We start from the raw sequence: 13,571 nt of genomic DNA, 5'->3' as shown, positions 1-13,571 counted from the left end.
TCGCCAGTACCGCCGCCGCGTTCGGCTACGACGTGACCGTCTTCCACACGTTCTGGGGGCTGGACATCCTCCACGAGGAGCGCTCGAAGAACCTCAAAACTCAGCTCCGTCGGCAACCCCCAACATGCCCGTCCCGAAACGCCGTCAGCCTCGGCGGCCCCGGCGGCGCGGTCGTCTTCGACGAGTCGCTGTTCCGCATCCTCGATGCCGCCGAGTTCGAGGCCGTGCTCGCGCACGAACTCGCGCACATCGAGCGCCGTGACAGCCTCGTGCAGTCGCTGGCGTTCGCCGTCGGCCGCACGCTCGTGGGCTTCTTCGCGGTGCTCGTGTTGCCCGCGGCGCTGGTCGCGCGCGGCTGGAATCGCCTGCTGGCGTGGGGGCGCGGCCGGCCGGGCGTCGAGTCCGCGTCCGCGCTCCACGAGCGCATCGGCCGGCTGGTGCTGGTGGCGTTCGTCGCGCTCACGCTGGTCGTCCGCGCGCGCTCCCGGCAGCGGGAGTTCGCCGCCGACGACCGCGCGGTCGAGGTCACGGACGCGCCGCTCGCGCTGGCGGCCGCGCTCCGGAAGATACAGCGCGCCAGCGAACCCCGCGGGCTGTTCGCGCCGCTGGCGCGGCGAAAACGCGAGCGGGACGGCGTCGAGCGGTGGTTCTCGACGCACCCGGCGATGGACGAGCGAATCGAGCGGCTGCGCGAGCGAGCGCGCGAGGCGGAACCCGCCTCGATGCGTGCGAACGGCGAGCGGCGCGAGCCGTGAGCAGCGACGAGCGAACTAGGCGCCATCCGTGACGATGCCGGCGACGCGCTCGCGGTCGAACAGCCGCTCGTCCTCGGGAATCTCGGGGTAGTCGTCCCCGTCCTCGTACTCCGGCCACTCGCCGAACACGTCGGGGTAGAGCTGCTTGGCGGTCATCTCCAGCTGGAAGAGGTTCATCAGCGGGCCCTGGTAGCGCATGCCCGAGGCGTACACGCGGTCGTTCTCGACGGCGGAGAGCCGGCCGCCGGTCTCGTTGTTCCGGAGCTGCTCGCGGACCGACTCCATGTCGTAGTTCGGGGTGGCGCCCCAGAGGTGGAGGATGACGTCGGGGTCGGCCTCCAGCATCGTCTCGTAGCCGACCGTCCCCCAGAGCCTCGACCAGTCCTCGTCGGCGAACGCGTCGTCGGCGGCCAGCGGGCGGGTGTCCGCGAGCCAGTAGCCGGGCTTGTTGAGGTGGTACGTGTAGAACGAGCCGTCCGTGTAGGTCGCGCGGACCGCGGTCGGGCGGTCCTCTTCGGGCGGGAGGTCGGCCTCGATGGTCGCGATGAGGTCGTCGTGGACCTCGCGGAGCGCCTCGGCGCGCTCGCGCTCGCCGAAGACGTCGGCGACGTGGCCGAACAGCTCCCAGAGCGTGTAGTAGTCGTAGGCGTCGCGGTACTGCTCGGGCGCCTCGGCGTGGGTGCCGCTGTAGAAGTTCCCGAACCACGGGCCGACGTTCGACGCGATGTCCTCGACGTCGCCGGCCGACCAGTTGTCCTGCGTGACGAGGTACGCGGGGTCGAGGAAGTGGACGTCGCTGTCGAGGCTGTACAGCTGTTCCTCCTGGATGCCGTCGCCGAACGGGTCCGGGAGCCCCTCCCACTCGAAGGAGACGCCGTCGAGGCGCTCGTAGTAGTGGTTCATCGTCGTCCCCGACATCTCGGGGACGTAGATGGAGTTGACGGCGTCGCCGTGGCCGAGCGCGACGGCCATGTCGGCGTACTGCGGGAACAGCACGAAGGCGTCCTCGGGCGGCTGGTCGAAGCTGACCTCGCCGACGGGCGCCAGCGACGCGCTGGTGCCGGTGTCGACGGTGGTGGTGTTGGTCGTGCCCGCGTCGGTGTTCGGGGATTCGGTCGCGTCGCCGCTCTCGCTGGGGCTGGCACAGCCCGCGAGCAGGCCGGCGGCCGCTGCCGCACTCGTCCCCTTGAGGTACTGTCGCCGCGTGAACGGTCCGCGCTGGTCGCTCATGGGTTTAGGCACACCTAAAGAAATAAAGCCGTTTGGATTTCCTCCGGACGGCTATATAGCGAACTGTGACAGTCCCTCACGAACGGACGGCTACGCCCCCCTCACAGCCGTATATATCACTCATATTATAGTTCTTATAGTGGAACGCCGTCCGTCCACGTGATGTCGCAGGATTCGACGCGTCTGTCCGAGTACGTATCGCGGCGGAAATTCATCGCGACGAGCGGCGCAGCCGGCATCGCGGCTGTCGCGGGCTGTTCGAGCGGCGGCGACGGGGACGACGGCGGCGACGGCGGGACCACCGTCGACTCCGAGAGCGACCAGGAGACGACGTCCGCCGGGCAGTCCAGCCAGATGGACACCAGCGTCCTCACCGGCGACGGCTCCTCGACGGTGTTCCCCATCACGAACACCGCGGCGAGCTACTGGAACTCCAACCCCGAGGCCGGCGACGGCGACTACTGGCCCAGCGAGTGGGCCGACGAGTACGGCACCGACATGCGCCTCGCGGACTACTTCGCCAGCCTGTACGGCTACGAACCGACCGGCGCGCGCTCGGACCCGCCGTTCCGCGTCTCCATCGCCCTCAGCCACTCCGGAACGGGCGTCGAGGGCGTCATGGAGGAGCGCGTCGACATCGGGGACGCGAGTTCGAGCGCCGAGTCCATCCTCGCGGGCACCGACGAGGAGGACGCGCTCGACAGCATCGTCGACCACGTCGTCGGCGTCGACGGCCAGCCGCTGGTCGTGAGCCACGAAATCGCCGAGTCGGGCCTCGAGTCGATCACCCTCGGAGAACTGCAGGACATATACATGGCCGAGATCACGAACTGGTCGGAAGTCGGCGGCCCCGACCGCGAGATTCTCGCGCTCGGCCGCGCCGACGGCTCCGGCACCGACACCGCGTTCCGGAACAACGTCTACGGCGACCCGAACGCGCCCATCCAGCCCGACCAGCGCTTCGGCCAGAACCAGCAGCTCGCGCAGGCCGTCGAGCAGGCCGACAACGCCATCGCGTACATCGCGCTGGCGTTCGTCGAGCCGGACGGCGCGACGCCGCCGCTCGACCTCGTCATCGACGGGACCACGTACGCCTACGGCGAGAACCTCGGCGCCAAGGAGTACCCGCTCTCCCGGGACCTCCACGCGTACACCTGGGAGGACACCTCCCGGAAGGAGGCCGCGTTCATCAACTTCTGCCTGAGCGACTTCGGGCAGGAGACGTTCGTCGCCGGGAACAACTACTTCCAGCTCCCGGCGGACCGCCTCGAGACCGAGCGCGAGAAGGTCGCGCCGTCGAACTACGAGTAACCCGGCGGCCCTCTCGTCCGCCCCGACCACCGATTTATACGAAGCTATGCACGCATGACCTCTCGACGACCGAGCGTACAGGACGTACCGACAGACCTCCGCGCGGCCGCCAGCCGCCGCGCCGCCGCGGCGAAGCGGTGGGTCCGGGACTACCGCTCGCGGACCGCGGACGGCGCCGTCGCCATGCACGTCGTCGTGTTCACGTCCGTGCTGGCGACGTTCGGCGCGTTCTTCGCGGGCTCGCAGTGGACCGTCGTCCCGTTCCTCGCCTTCCTCGCGAGCATCGGCGTCGGCTGGGTCAAGTACCAGGCCGAGGCCGCGAAGGCGCTGACGCTGCTGACGACCGTCGCGACGGTGGCGATTCTCGCGCTCGTCGTGTCGTTTCTCGTCTACGAGTCCCTGCCCGCGATACGCGCACGCGGCCTCGACCTCTTCACGCAGGTCCGGAACCCCGCAATCGACGACCCCGAACTCGGCGAGGGGCTGTGGAACCGCGGCGACGTCTGGTCGCTGACGCCGATGATGCTCGGCACCGCCATCACGACCGTCATCGCGACGGTGGTCGCGGCGCCGGTCGGTATCGCCGGCGCCGTCTTCGTCAGCGAAATCGCGCCCCGGCGCGTGCGCGAAGTGGTCAAACCCGGCATCGAACTGATGGCCGGCATCCCCTCGATCACTTACGGGTTCGTCGGGCTCACCATCCTCAACCAGTACTTCTACGCGGAGTTCAGCACCCCGACGATTGGCACGTACTTCGCGGCCGGCCTGATGATCGGCATCATGGCGCTGCCGACGGTCGTCACCGTCGCCGAGGACGCGCTGAACGCCGTCCCCGAGTCCATCAAGAGCGGCGCGCTCGCGATGGGGTCGACGCCGTGGCAGACCACCAAGAGCGTCACCATCCCCGCGGGCCTCTCCGGCGTCTCCGCGGGCGTCCTGCTCGGCGTCGGCCGTGCGATGGGCGAGACGATGGCGGCGACCGTGATGCTCACGCACACGAAGGGGTTCCCGTCGCCGGTGTTCGACGTGTTCTCCGGCTACGGCGAGACGCTCACCACCGTCATCGCGTTCGAAGCGGGCAACGCCAGCGGCCTCCACAAGAACGTGCTGTTCGCCGCGGGCGCGTGCTGTTCGTGATGGTGATGCTGTTGAGCGTCGCCTCGCAGTACGTCGAGTGGCGGATGCACCAGAAGCTCGGAGGTGAACGATGAGCAACGCCACCCGGAACCGGATCGACGGCGCCGACTCGACGGCCGGCGACCTCCTCTCACGGGGCGTCCTCGCCACCTCCGTCGTCGTGTTCTTCGCCGCGTGGACGCTGCTCCTGCAGTGGGTCGACGAGACTGCCGCGGTCGGCGGGGTCAGCGCGCTGAAGCTGCTCGGCGTCGGCCTCGTCGTCGTCGGCGTCGGCCTCGTCGTCGTCGGCGTCGGCTCGCGGCTCGGCTACGTCGACACCGCGCCCTCGAAGACGGCAGGCGTCCCGGTCGGCGTCGTCTTCGGCCTGCTGTGGGCGGCCGTCGGCGGCCTGCTCGGCACGCTCGCCCTCGGGAACGCGGCCGTGCTCTGGCTCCCGGTCGCCGCCCTCTTCGGCCTCGCGGGCTTTCTCGCGTCCGTCCTCCCGCGCGAGGACGTCGGCGCCACGGTGCCCGGCGCCGTCGTCCTCCTGTTGCTCGGCGGCTTCGTCGCCGCCGGCGGCGTCAACGCCGGCTGGACGTGGGCGCCCGCGTGGTCGTCGGCCGTGTTCCCGGGCAGCGAACTCGTGCCGATACTCGTCGTCTTCGCCACCCTGCTCGGCGCGTGGTGCGCCGGGAAGGCGAACGAGGGGTTCGGGGCGGAGGGGCGGCAGGCGGGCGCGTACTACCTCGTCGGCGCGGTCGTGTTCGCGATGCTCGGCGTGCTCGCGCTCCTCGTCGGATTCATCGTCACGAACGGTCTCGCGACGATGCTCACGCGCGCGAGCCTCGCGGGCGGCGAGCTGACGGTTCCGCTCGTCGGCGTCGAGCTCCCGTGGCCGGAGTTCCCGTTCCTGACGAACCCGACCGGCGGCCTCTTCGTCGAGGTGCCGGGCGTCCTCCCCGCGATCATCGGGACGCTCTGGCTGGTGTTCGGCGCCGTGCTGTTCGCGGTGCCGCTGGGCATCGGCGCCGCCGTCTTCCTCACCGAGTACGCCGAACGCGGCCGGCTCACGCAGGTCGTCGAGGTCGCCACGAACGGCCTCTGGAGCACCCCGAGCATCGTCTTCGGGCTGTTCGGGCTGGCGTTCCTCGTCCCCCGCATCAGCGGCGGGAACGCCATCTTCGTCGGCCAGCTCGTGCTCGGGTTCATGCTGCTCCCGCTCGTGCTCATCACCAGCCGGGAGGCGATTCTCGCGGTCCCGGACGCCCACCGCGACGCCAGCGCCGCGCTCGGCGTCACGAAGTGGCAGACCATCCGGAGCGTCGTGCTCCCCGCCGCGATGCCCGGCACCATCACCGGCGTCATCCTCGGCGTCGGCCGCATCGCCGGCGAGACCGCGCCGCTGCTGTTGGTGTTCGGGGGGCCGCCGTACCCCAGCACCACCCCGAACGTCCTCGGGAGCTTCGAGCTCACCGCCCAGCCGCCGTTCGTCACGAACGAGGCGCTGCTGTCCCCGGCGAGCGCCCTCCCGTACCAGCTGTACGCGACCATCACCGCGGGCGTGTTCCCCAAGGAGATATTCACGGACACCCAGTTCGGCTGGGGGACCGCGCTCGTCTTACTGCTCGTCGTCGTCGGCCTCTACGCCGTCGGCGTCGGCAGCCGGCTCTACTTCCGGAGGAAGCTACACCATGAGTGAGACAGACACAGTCGACGGTACCGACCAGCGAGTGACCACCACCGGCGAGACCAGCGAACGGGTCCGCGAGGCGTGGTCCGACTACGAGTTCGCGGGCGACGCCAAACTCGTCGTCGACGACCTCGACGTCTACTACGGCGACGAACGGGCGCTGCAGGGCGTCTCCCTCGACGTTCCGGACGAGTCGGTGACCGCGCTCATCGGCCCCTCCGGCTGCGGGAAGTCGACGTTCCTGCGGTGTCTGAACCGCATGAACGACCGCATCGACAGCGCGCGCGTCGAGGGGTCGGTCACCCTCGACGGCGAGGAGGTGTACAGCGACGGCGTGAACCTCGTGGAACTCCGCAAGCGCATCGGCATGGTGTTCCAGGAGCCGAACCCGTTCCCGAAGTCCATCCGCGACAACATCTCCTACGGCCCCCGCAAGCACGGCGACCTCGACACCGGCCTGCTGGCGCGCCTGCTCGGCCGCGACGACACCGACGACGAGGAAGCACTCGTCGAGCGCGTGCTCCGGCGCGCGGCGCTCTGGGACGAGGTCAAAGACCGCCTCGACGACAACGCCCTCGGGCTCTCGGGCGGCCAGCAGCAGCGGCTCTGCATCGCCCGCGCGCTCGCGGTCGACCCCGACGTCATCCTGATGGACGAACCCGCTTCGGCCCTCGACCCCATCGCGACCGCGAAAATCGAGGACCTCATCGAGGAGCTCGCGGAGGACTACACGGTCGTCGTCGTCACGCACAACATGCAGCAGGCCGCCCGCATCAGCGACCAGACCGCGGTCTTCCTCACGGGCGGCGAGCTCGTCGAGTACGGCGACACCGACCAGATCTTCGAGAACCCCGAGAGCCAGCGCGTCGAGGACTACATCACCGGCAAGTTCGGGTGATTCCCGTGCCGCGAGAGGAGTTCCAGCGGTCCCTCGAGGACCTCCGCGACGGCGTCCGCGAGATGGGCGACCTCGTGCTCGCTCGGGTCGACGACGGCCTCGACGCCCTCGAGACCGCGGACGACAAGTTCGCGCGGTCGGTCGTCCACGGCGACGACGAGGTCAACGACCGCTACCTCGCGCTGGAGGGCGACTGCATCGACCTGTTCGCGCTCCAGCAGCCCGTCGCCGGCGACCTCCGCCTCGTCGCCGCGTCGTTCAAGATTCTCACCGACCTCGAGCGCGTCGGCGACCTCGCGACGAACTTCGGGCGGTACGCGCTCGCCACCGAGGACGCCCGCCACGTCGACGTGGACGTCGTCGACGTCGGCCGCGACGCCCGCGAACTCGTCGCCGACGCCCTCGACGCGTACGCCGCCGGGGACGCCGCCGCCTGCCGGGAGGTCGCCGCCCGCGACGACGACGTCGACGCGCTCTGTCAGGCGGCCAGCGAGCGCGTCGTCCGCGACCTCATCGAGCGCGAAGCCGGCGAGGACCCGTGGCGGACGGAAGCGCTGATGGACGACGTCTCCCGCCTGCTGCTCACCATCCGGGACGTCGAACGCGTCGCCGACCACGGCGTCAACGTCGCCGCGCGCACGCTGTACGCCGTCGAGAGCGACCCCGAACTCGTCTACTGACTCGTCTTCTGGCGGCCTCTCTCCGCCTCCGCCTCGCGCGAGGCAACTGCTTTGTATCCCCACGCTGATGACGAACCCGATGACGCGCGTACGGGTGACCGACGAGTGAGACCGCGACCCCGCCGCACCGAGGGCGCAGGATGATTCCCGGCGGCGACGTGCTCACGGTCGGCGTCCTTCTAGCTGCCTTCGGCGCGTGCGCGCTCGCAGTGCAGTCCCTCGCGATTCGCTACGGGACGATTACGAGCAGCTCCGCGGAGGCGCTCGTCGTCGTCCTCGCCGTGAACGTCCTCGTCCTCGTTCCGGCGGCGTTCCTCTTCGGGTCCCCGGCCGAGACGCTGACGCGGGACGCGGTCGCGGCGTTCGCCGCGGCGGGACTCGTCGGCACGATGGTCGGCCGGGCGTTCCACTACGAGGGCATCAAGCGAATCGGCTCCAGCCGCGCGGAACCGATCAAGGCCTCACAGCCGCTGCACGCGTCGCTGGTCGCCGTGGTCGTGCTCGGCGAAGTCGTCACGACGGGCCACCTCGTCTCGATGGTCGCCATCGTCGCCGGCATCGCGGTGATCACGTACGAACACGGCCGCACCGACGGCGGGAGCGGCGCGGGCTACGTCGGCCTGGCGTTCCCGCTCGCGGCGGCGTTCTTCTTCGGCATCGAGCCGACGCTCGCGAAGATCGGCTTCGGGGAAGGCACGGCGGCTCTCACCGGCCTCGCCGTGAAGACGGTCAGCGCCGGCGCCGCCTTCCTCGCGTACCTCTGGTGGACGCGCGGACTCCCCGACCTCCGGACGGTCGACCGGCGCGAACTTCCGTGGCTCGTCGCCGCCGGCGTCGCCAACACGCTGTTCCTCGTCGGGTACTACGGCGCGCTCGAACTCGAGCCGGTCTCGCTGGTCGTCCCGCTCGTGCAGTCCAGCCCGCTGGTCGTCATCCTGCTGTCCGTGTTGTTCGTCAGCGACGACCTCGAACTGGTCACGTGGCGGCTCGCCGCCGGCGCGCTCGTCGCGGTCGCCGGCGCCGTCGGCGTCACGCTGTTCGGCTGAGCGCACGGCGTCCGCGGCGGCCGGTGTCGCCGTCGCTACGGGCGAGTCGCGAAAAGATGGAAAATCGGGCGTCGCTCAGTCGCCGCCGCCGAACATCTCCCGCATCATCGGGTGCATCTCCATCATCTGCTCTTCGGCGATCTCCTCGTAGAGCTTGTACGTGATGGAGATTGTCAGCAGCAGGCCCGTCCCGGTGACGTTGCCGATGGTGCCGAGCATGTTCGCCAGCACCGCCAGCAGCCCGACAAGCGCGCCGCCGAGCACGGTCACCTGCGGGATGTAGCGCTCGAGGACCTTCTCGATGACCCCGAGGTTCTTCCGGAACCCGGGAATCTGCATCCCCGAGTTCTGGATCTGTTTCGCGGTGGCCTCCGGACCCATGTCCGTCGTCTCCACCCAGAAGATGGCGAAGACGGCGCCCCCGACGATCATGAACGTCAGGTCGACGCCGATGCGGATCATGATCTGCCACGGCTCGATGCCGGCGGGCACGCCGCCGAGCCACCACATCCAGCTCTCGCGGTTGTAGATGGGCGAGAGGTAGTAGAACAGCCCGCTGATGGCGGTGCCGTCCTGGTAGACCCCCAGCCACGACGGGATGCCCGTCGTCGAGTTCAGAATCTGGCCGAGGAACTGGATGTTCGCCTGCAGCGCACGAACGAGAATCATCGGCAGGACGCTCGCGTAGATGAGCTTCACGGGGAACCGACCGCGCGCGCCCTTCACGCGAGCGTGGCTCAGCGGAATCTCGACGCGCACGCTCTCGGCGTACACGACCGTGACGTAGATGAGCAGCGTCGTGAACAGCCCGAGGATGCCGCCCTGAATGAGCAGGAAGGAGAGCCCGTCCATCGAGAGCAGCGGCGGGATGTTCGAGACGTTACCCAGCGCCAGCGAGATCCAGTTCGGGATGAGTCCCTGGTTCGGGAACTGCCCCTCCCAGAAGATGAACCCGCCGACGAGGCTCTGGCTCACGCCCGCCACGATGAACAGGCCGATACCGGAGCCGACGCCCCACTTCGAGATGACCTCGTCCATGAACAACAGGAGAATGCCACCGGCGGCGATCTGGGCGAACAACAGCACCTGCACGCCGAACGAACCGACGCCGAGGCTCTGCGCGAGCGCGGCGCTGGGCTGCAGGAAGTTCCCGAAGAACACCATCGGGATGCCCGTCAGGAACACCATCACGATGACCAGCATCTTCTGGAGTCCCTGGTAGATCGCCTGGTCGCGGGGGTCGTTCGTGTCTAGCCCCAGCAGGTTCGCCCCGCCGAGCAGCTGGAGGACGATGCTCCCCGTGACGATGGGGCCGATGCCGAGCTGGAGCACTGTCCCCTGTCCGCCGGCGAGCAGGCTCCGGAACTGACCGAAGAGGTCCTGGCTCGCGCCGGTGTCGAGCCCCCAGAGCGTGACGTTCGTCAGGAAGAAGTACAGGACGAGCACGCCGGCCGTCCAGTACATCTTGCGGCGGAACGGCACGTGTCCTTCCGGACGCTGGACTGCGGGCATCCGCGTGAGGACCGGTGCGGCAGTCTCCTTCCATCCCATGGGTTACTCCTCGCTGTCCTCGGAACCGCGCTCGGAGACGACGGCGTCGCCGCCCTCGCTCTCGATGAGTTCGACGGCGCCCGCGGAGAACGCGTCCGCCGTCACTTCGAGCTGTTCGTGGACCTGTCCGCTACCGAGCACTTTGACCTCGTCGGCCTCCCAGCCGTCCTCGGCGACGTCGCGGGCGTCGACGCGGTAGCCGAACTCCGTCTCCTCGGCGACCCCGTCAGCGACGAGCAGCGCGATGTCCTCGTCGAGCTTCTGGACGGAGACCTCGCGGACGTCGCGGTCGGTCTTCTCCGGGCGCTTGAAGCCGGACTTGCCGACGTCCTCGTAGTTGTGTTGCTCGTGTTTCTTGCGACCCGCGCGGCCGCGGCCGCCGCGGTTACCGGCGCCGCGCCGGTTCTTGTGCGTGCCGCCGCCGTGCGTGCGGGAGCCGCGTTGTCGTCGTTTCTTGCTCGTCATAGTTAGTGCATGTCGGTGAGGAGGTCGTCTATCTCCTCGGTGGTGTGTTTGCCGAGCTCGCCGCCCTCGCTGACCGGCTGCTTGATGCCGTCGTGGCCGCCACGCGGCGGGTGCAGGCGGAGCGCGGGTGCGAGTCCGGCCCCGCGGAGCGTCGTCTCCTCGTCGAGGAGCGCGTCCGCGAGGTCGTCGACGTCGTCGTAGTCGGTGTTCTCGGCGACCCACTCGTCGTCGACGTCCGCCGACCCCGTCTCGGGCTCGGCGCGCGCCGCGATGAGCTCCGCGAGCACGTCGCGGCTCGGCTCGCCGAACGCCACGAAGTCGTTGACCTTCGCGACCATCCCGTCGTAGGCGTCCGTCTCGGGGACGAGCGCGCAGTGGTTGACGTTGTGGATGTTCAGCATCTCGAGCGTGTCGACGACGTCCTCGCTGATGTTGACCTCGCCGCGCAGCTGGACGACCGCCTGCATCACTCGATCACCTCACGCTGCTCGTGGGCGTGCTGGGGGACGCGGGCTTCCGCGGTCTTCCGGAGCGCGTTGAACGTCGCCTTCGCGAAGTTCACCGTCGTCCGGGTCTTCCCCGAGGAGCGCGTCCACGCGTCGTCGATGCCCGCGAGCTCGAGGACGTGGCGCACCGTCTCGCCGCCCGCGAGGCCGAGGCCGCGCGGCGCGGGAATCAGTTCGACCTCGACGCTCCCGGCCTGCCCGGTCGTCTTGAGTGCGACGGTGTGGGGGCGCCCACAGCCACACTCCCAGGACCCGCAGCCGCGGGAGACGTCGATGATGTTCAGTTTCGCGACCTCGATCGCCTTCTGGATGGCGCCGCCGACCTGGTCGTCGCGGCCTTCCGCGTAGCCGACGTAGCCGTCGCGGTTGCCGACGACGACCACGCAGCGGAACTTCACGCGCCGACCGGAGTCGGTCATGCGCTGGACCATGTTGATGTCCAGCACTTCGTCGTCGAGTCCCGGCAGCAGGTTGTCGACGATCTCCGGCTCCTTGAGCGGGAGTCCGCTGTCGAGGGCGTCGGACATCGAGTCGATGTCGCCGTCCTTGACGAGGCGACCCAGGCGAGTCTTCGGTTGCCAGGTGTCGTCGTAGCTCATTCGTTGTCCTCCATGATTGCCTCCCGCACCTCGTCGAAGTGCTCGGGAAGCTCCGTTGCGTCGAACTCGCCGCCGTACAGCGGCTCGTCGAGAGACTCGGCGTACTCCGCGATGTGTTCGCCGCGCGTCCGCGACCAGTCCGCGAGGACCGAGTCGTTGTGCGGGACGTCGAGGCCGGCGTCGATCGCGCCCTCCTGTACCGCGAACACCTTCGAACCCGGCGTCGCGCTGTTAAGGCCGATGTCGAGGACGGCCTCCTCAGCGTCCGAGTCCTGCGCGCGAACGCCAGCGAGCAGCCCCGTCAGGTACGCCGCCGGCAGGTTCCCCGTGGGAGCCTCCCAGCCGTACTCGGCGAGGTCGCTGGAGTGTGCGCTCGCAATCGTTTCGTCGCCGTCGGGTCCGGTCACGACCAGCTGCGCCGTGACGTGCTTGTTGCTCTTCCGAGCAACGAGCCGAGGTTTCCCTGACTTCAGGAGGCGCAACCTCTGATGGTAGTCGGTCCGGACCTCGCGGCGGCGCCGCATCGGCACCTTGTATCGTGGTCCTGTCGCCATTAGCTATCACCGTAGTGTTCTTCGACGTAGTTCTTGAGGCGTCGGACGCTGTCGAACTCGCCACCGTTGGCCATGTTGTACAGCTTCCGGTACTGACTCTGGGTGAGCTCACCCTCGTCGCGGAGTTCCCGGAGCGTCCGCCGCTGCGCGCGAATCTGGCCCATGTACGACTGCTTGTCGTCCTGCCGGGCGCCGGCCTTCCCCTTCCGGGTGCCGGCCCCCTTCTGGTGTCCGTAGGCCTTCTTCTCGTCGCGCTCTCGTGCGCGACCGCGCGAGTTCCCGTTCTTCTCCTCTGCCGCAATCGTCCCTTCGTCGACGAGCTCGCGGATGTCCTCGCGGGTGATCGCGTCCGCGATTTCGCCCTGCGCTTCGGGGTCGAACCAGACGCGGTTCTCCCCGACGTCGAGGACGTCGGCCGCGAGCCGCTTCTGTGCGCTCAGGTCGCTCATTGGTCAACCTCCACTTCGACGTAGGTCGGATTCAGGACGCGGATGCCCGCCTCTTCGGCCTGCTCCTCGATGCGCTCGCGCTTGCGTGCGCCAACCTTCGAGGCGATGCGGGCCGCCTCCGTGTCCGGGTCGATCTCCTCGAGGTCGTCCGTGTTGTGCACGCGGACCTCCTCGAAGCCGCTGGGGTGTTTGCCGCGGACCGCTTCCGGCGTCCGGAAGCCGGCCTCGACGGTGTCGCCCTTGCCCTTCACGCCGCGGCGCTGCTTGGACAGCTGGCCCCGCGGGCGACGCCAGGACTTCGGCGTCCGCTTCTTCTTGTGGTAGTCCTGCCGGTTGAACTGCGGCTTGCCCTCGCGACGGCGCTTGTTCAACAAGCGCTCCTCGTCGTCGCTGAGCTCCGGCGTCTTCTCGGTGAGGCCGCGGGGACGGAGCTCCGTCTCCACTTCCTCCTCGGTCTCTTCTTCCTCGGGTTCGGCTTCCTCGACCTCGGCCTCGGTCTCCTCTTCGACCTCGAGACCGCCGACGTCGGCTTTGATGCGCGCTGCGAGCGCGTTGCCGACGCCGTCGACGTCCGCGAGTTCGCTCTGGCTCGCTGCCCGCATGTCCTCGACGGACTCGTAGCCGGCCTCGCGGAGCGTCTCCGCCTTCGAGGGGCCGACGCCCGAGACGTCTTCCAGTGTCTCTGGCGTGTCGTTGTTCGCTTCTTCTTCTTCAGCCATCT

General features: G+C 69.1%; 14 protein-coding genes and 1 pseudogene. 7 read left to right on the top strand and 8 right to left on the bottom strand.

Going from position 1 to position 13,571, the window contains the following annotated elements; genetic code table 11:
* On the top strand, positions 1-755 hold a 755-nt coding region (locus GJ634_RS03775; protein WP_157500576.1), incomplete at its 5' end, for a M48 family metallopeptidase.
* Between the two features lie 15 nt (positions 756-770).
* Here GJ634_RS03775 and GJ634_RS03770 read toward each other — a convergent pair.
* A complete protein-coding gene (locus tag GJ634_RS03770) occupies positions 771-1,985 on the bottom strand; it encodes an ABC transporter substrate-binding protein (RefSeq protein ID WP_157500575.1) in 1,215 nt (404 codons plus the stop codon).
* A gap of 162 nt (positions 1,986-2,147) precedes the next feature.
* On the opposite strand from GJ634_RS03770, the gene GJ634_RS03765 reads away from it, so the two are divergent.
* The 6 genes and pseudogenes from GJ634_RS03765 to GJ634_RS03740 all read left to right on the top strand — a co-directional run bounded on the left by GJ634_RS03765 (position 2,148) and on the right by GJ634_RS03740 (position 8,726).
* Positions 2,148-3,296: a PstS family phosphate ABC transporter substrate-binding protein gene (locus GJ634_RS03765; protein WP_157500574.1), complete on the top strand. Its 1,149-nt coding sequence runs from the start codon at positions 2,148-2,150 to the stop codon at positions 3,294-3,296.
* Between the two features lie 54 nt (positions 3,297-3,350).
* Positions 3,351-4,507, top strand: a pseudogene (pstC, locus tag GJ634_RS03760) (phosphate ABC transporter permease subunit PstC).
* Entirely contained in the window at positions 4,504-6,111 is a 1,608-nt protein-coding gene (pstA, locus tag GJ634_RS03755; protein ID WP_157500573.1) for a phosphate ABC transporter permease PstA, read from the top strand. The pseudogene pstC and the gene pstA overlap by 4 nt, the downstream one beginning before the upstream one ends.
* Complete coding sequence (gene pstB, locus GJ634_RS03750; protein ID WP_157500572.1) at positions 6,104-7,000, top strand: phosphate ABC transporter ATP-binding protein PstB; 897 nt, start codon at positions 6,104-6,106, stop codon at positions 6,998-7,000. The genes pstA and pstB overlap by 8 nt, the downstream gene beginning before the upstream one ends.
* 5 nt (positions 7,001-7,005) lie before the next feature.
* On the top strand, positions 7,006-7,680 hold the full coding sequence (gene phoU, locus GJ634_RS03745; RefSeq protein WP_331713978.1) for a phosphate signaling complex protein PhoU: 675 nt from the start codon (positions 7,006-7,008) through the stop codon (positions 7,678-7,680).
* A 140-nt stretch (positions 7,681-7,820) separates the two neighbouring features.
* The gene (locus tag GJ634_RS03740) at positions 7,821-8,726 is read left to right on the top strand and encodes an EamA family transporter (RefSeq protein WP_157500571.1); all 906 of its coding nucleotides are present in this window, start codon (positions 7,821-7,823) and stop codon (positions 8,724-8,726) included.
* A gap of 75 nt (positions 8,727-8,801) precedes the next feature.
* Here GJ634_RS03740 and secY read toward each other — a convergent pair whose 3' ends face one another.
* From secY to GJ634_RS03705, 7 genes are read right to left on the bottom strand one after another with little or no spacing between them, the layout of a single operon-like run.
* The gene (gene secY / locus GJ634_RS03735) at positions 8,802-10,277 is read right to left on the bottom strand and encodes a preprotein translocase subunit SecY (RefSeq protein WP_157500570.1); all 1,476 of its coding nucleotides are present in this window, start codon (positions 10,275-10,277) and stop codon (positions 8,802-8,804) included.
* A 3-nt stretch (positions 10,278-10,280) separates the two neighbouring features.
* Entirely contained in the window at positions 10,281-10,742 is a 462-nt protein-coding gene (locus GJ634_RS03730; RefSeq protein WP_157500569.1) for an uL15m family ribosomal protein, read from the bottom strand.
* 2 nt (positions 10,743-10,744) lie between these two features.
* The gene (gene rpmD, locus GJ634_RS03725) at positions 10,745-11,209 is read right to left on the bottom strand and encodes a 50S ribosomal protein L30 (protein WP_157500568.1); all 465 of its coding nucleotides are present in this window, start codon (positions 11,207-11,209) and stop codon (positions 10,745-10,747) included.
* Positions 11,209-11,847, bottom strand: a complete 639-nt coding sequence (locus tag GJ634_RS03720) for a 30S ribosomal protein S5 (protein ID WP_157500567.1) — start codon at positions 11,845-11,847, stop codon at positions 11,209-11,211. The genes rpmD and GJ634_RS03720 overlap by 1 nt, the downstream gene beginning before the upstream one ends.
* Positions 11,844-12,401, bottom strand: a complete 558-nt coding sequence (locus GJ634_RS03715; protein WP_157500566.1) for a 50S ribosomal protein L18 — start codon at positions 12,399-12,401, stop codon at positions 11,844-11,846. Before GJ634_RS03715 ends, GJ634_RS03720 begins: the two co-directional genes overlap by 4 nt.
* Positions 12,401-12,850, bottom strand: a complete 450-nt coding sequence (locus tag GJ634_RS03710; RefSeq protein WP_157500565.1) for a 50S ribosomal protein L19e — start codon at positions 12,848-12,850, stop codon at positions 12,401-12,403. The genes GJ634_RS03715 and GJ634_RS03710 overlap by 1 nt, the downstream gene beginning before the upstream one ends.
* Positions 12,847-13,569, bottom strand: a complete 723-nt coding sequence (locus GJ634_RS03705; RefSeq protein ID WP_157500564.1) for a 50S ribosomal protein L32e — start codon at positions 13,567-13,569, stop codon at positions 12,847-12,849. The genes GJ634_RS03710 and GJ634_RS03705 overlap by 4 nt, the downstream gene beginning before the upstream one ends.
* Positions 13,570-13,571 lie beyond the last annotated feature (2 nt).

It is taken from the genome of Halobacterium sp. CBA1126, assembly GCF_009741975.1.
Classification (GTDB): domain Archaea; phylum Halobacteriota; class Halobacteria; order Halobacteriales; family Halobacteriaceae; genus Halobacterium.
Note: the sequence above shows the minus strand (reverse complement) of the source record. Positions and strands in the feature narration are given on the sequence as shown.

Bases quoted from the DNA above. Each gene is read 5' to 3' on its own strand.
- GJ634_RS03770 (WP_157500575.1), bottom strand. From the start codon at position 1,985: ATGAGCGACCAGCGCGGACCGTTCACGCGGCGACAGTACCTCAAGGGG.
- GJ634_RS03765 (WP_157500574.1), top strand. From the start codon at position 2,148: ATGTCGCAGGATTCGACGCGTCTGTCCGAGTACGTATCGCGGCGGAAA.
- pstA (WP_157500573.1), top strand. From the start codon at position 4,504: ATGAGCAACGCCACCCGGAACCGGATCGACGGCGCCGACTCGACGGCC.
- pstB (WP_157500572.1), top strand. From the start codon at position 6,104: ATGAGTGAGACAGACACAGTCGACGGTACCGACCAGCGAGTGACCACC.
- GJ634_RS03740 (WP_157500571.1), top strand. From the start codon at position 7,821: ATGATTCCCGGCGGCGACGTGCTCACGGTCGGCGTCCTTCTAGCTGCC.
- secY (WP_157500570.1), bottom strand. From the start codon at position 10,277: ATGGGATGGAAGGAGACTGCCGCACCGGTCCTCACGCGGATGCCCGCA.
- GJ634_RS03730 (WP_157500569.1), bottom strand. From the start codon at position 10,742: ATGACGAGCAAGAAACGACGACAACGCGGCTCCCGCACGCACGGCGGC.
- rpmD (WP_157500568.1), bottom strand. From the start codon at position 11,209: ATGCAGGCGGTCGTCCAGCTGCGCGGCGAGGTCAACATCAGCGAGGAC.
- GJ634_RS03720 (WP_157500567.1), bottom strand. From the start codon at position 11,847: ATGAGCTACGACGACACCTGGCAACCGAAGACTCGCCTGGGTCGCCTC.
- GJ634_RS03715 (WP_157500566.1), bottom strand. From the start codon at position 12,401: ATGGCGACAGGACCACGATACAAGGTGCCGATGCGGCGCCGCCGCGAG.
- GJ634_RS03710 (WP_157500565.1), bottom strand. From the start codon at position 12,850: ATGAGCGACCTGAGCGCACAGAAGCGGCTCGCGGCCGACGTCCTCGAC.
- GJ634_RS03705 (WP_157500564.1), bottom strand. From the start codon at position 13,569: ATGGCTGAAGAAGAAGAAGCGAACAACGACACGCCAGAGACACTGGAA.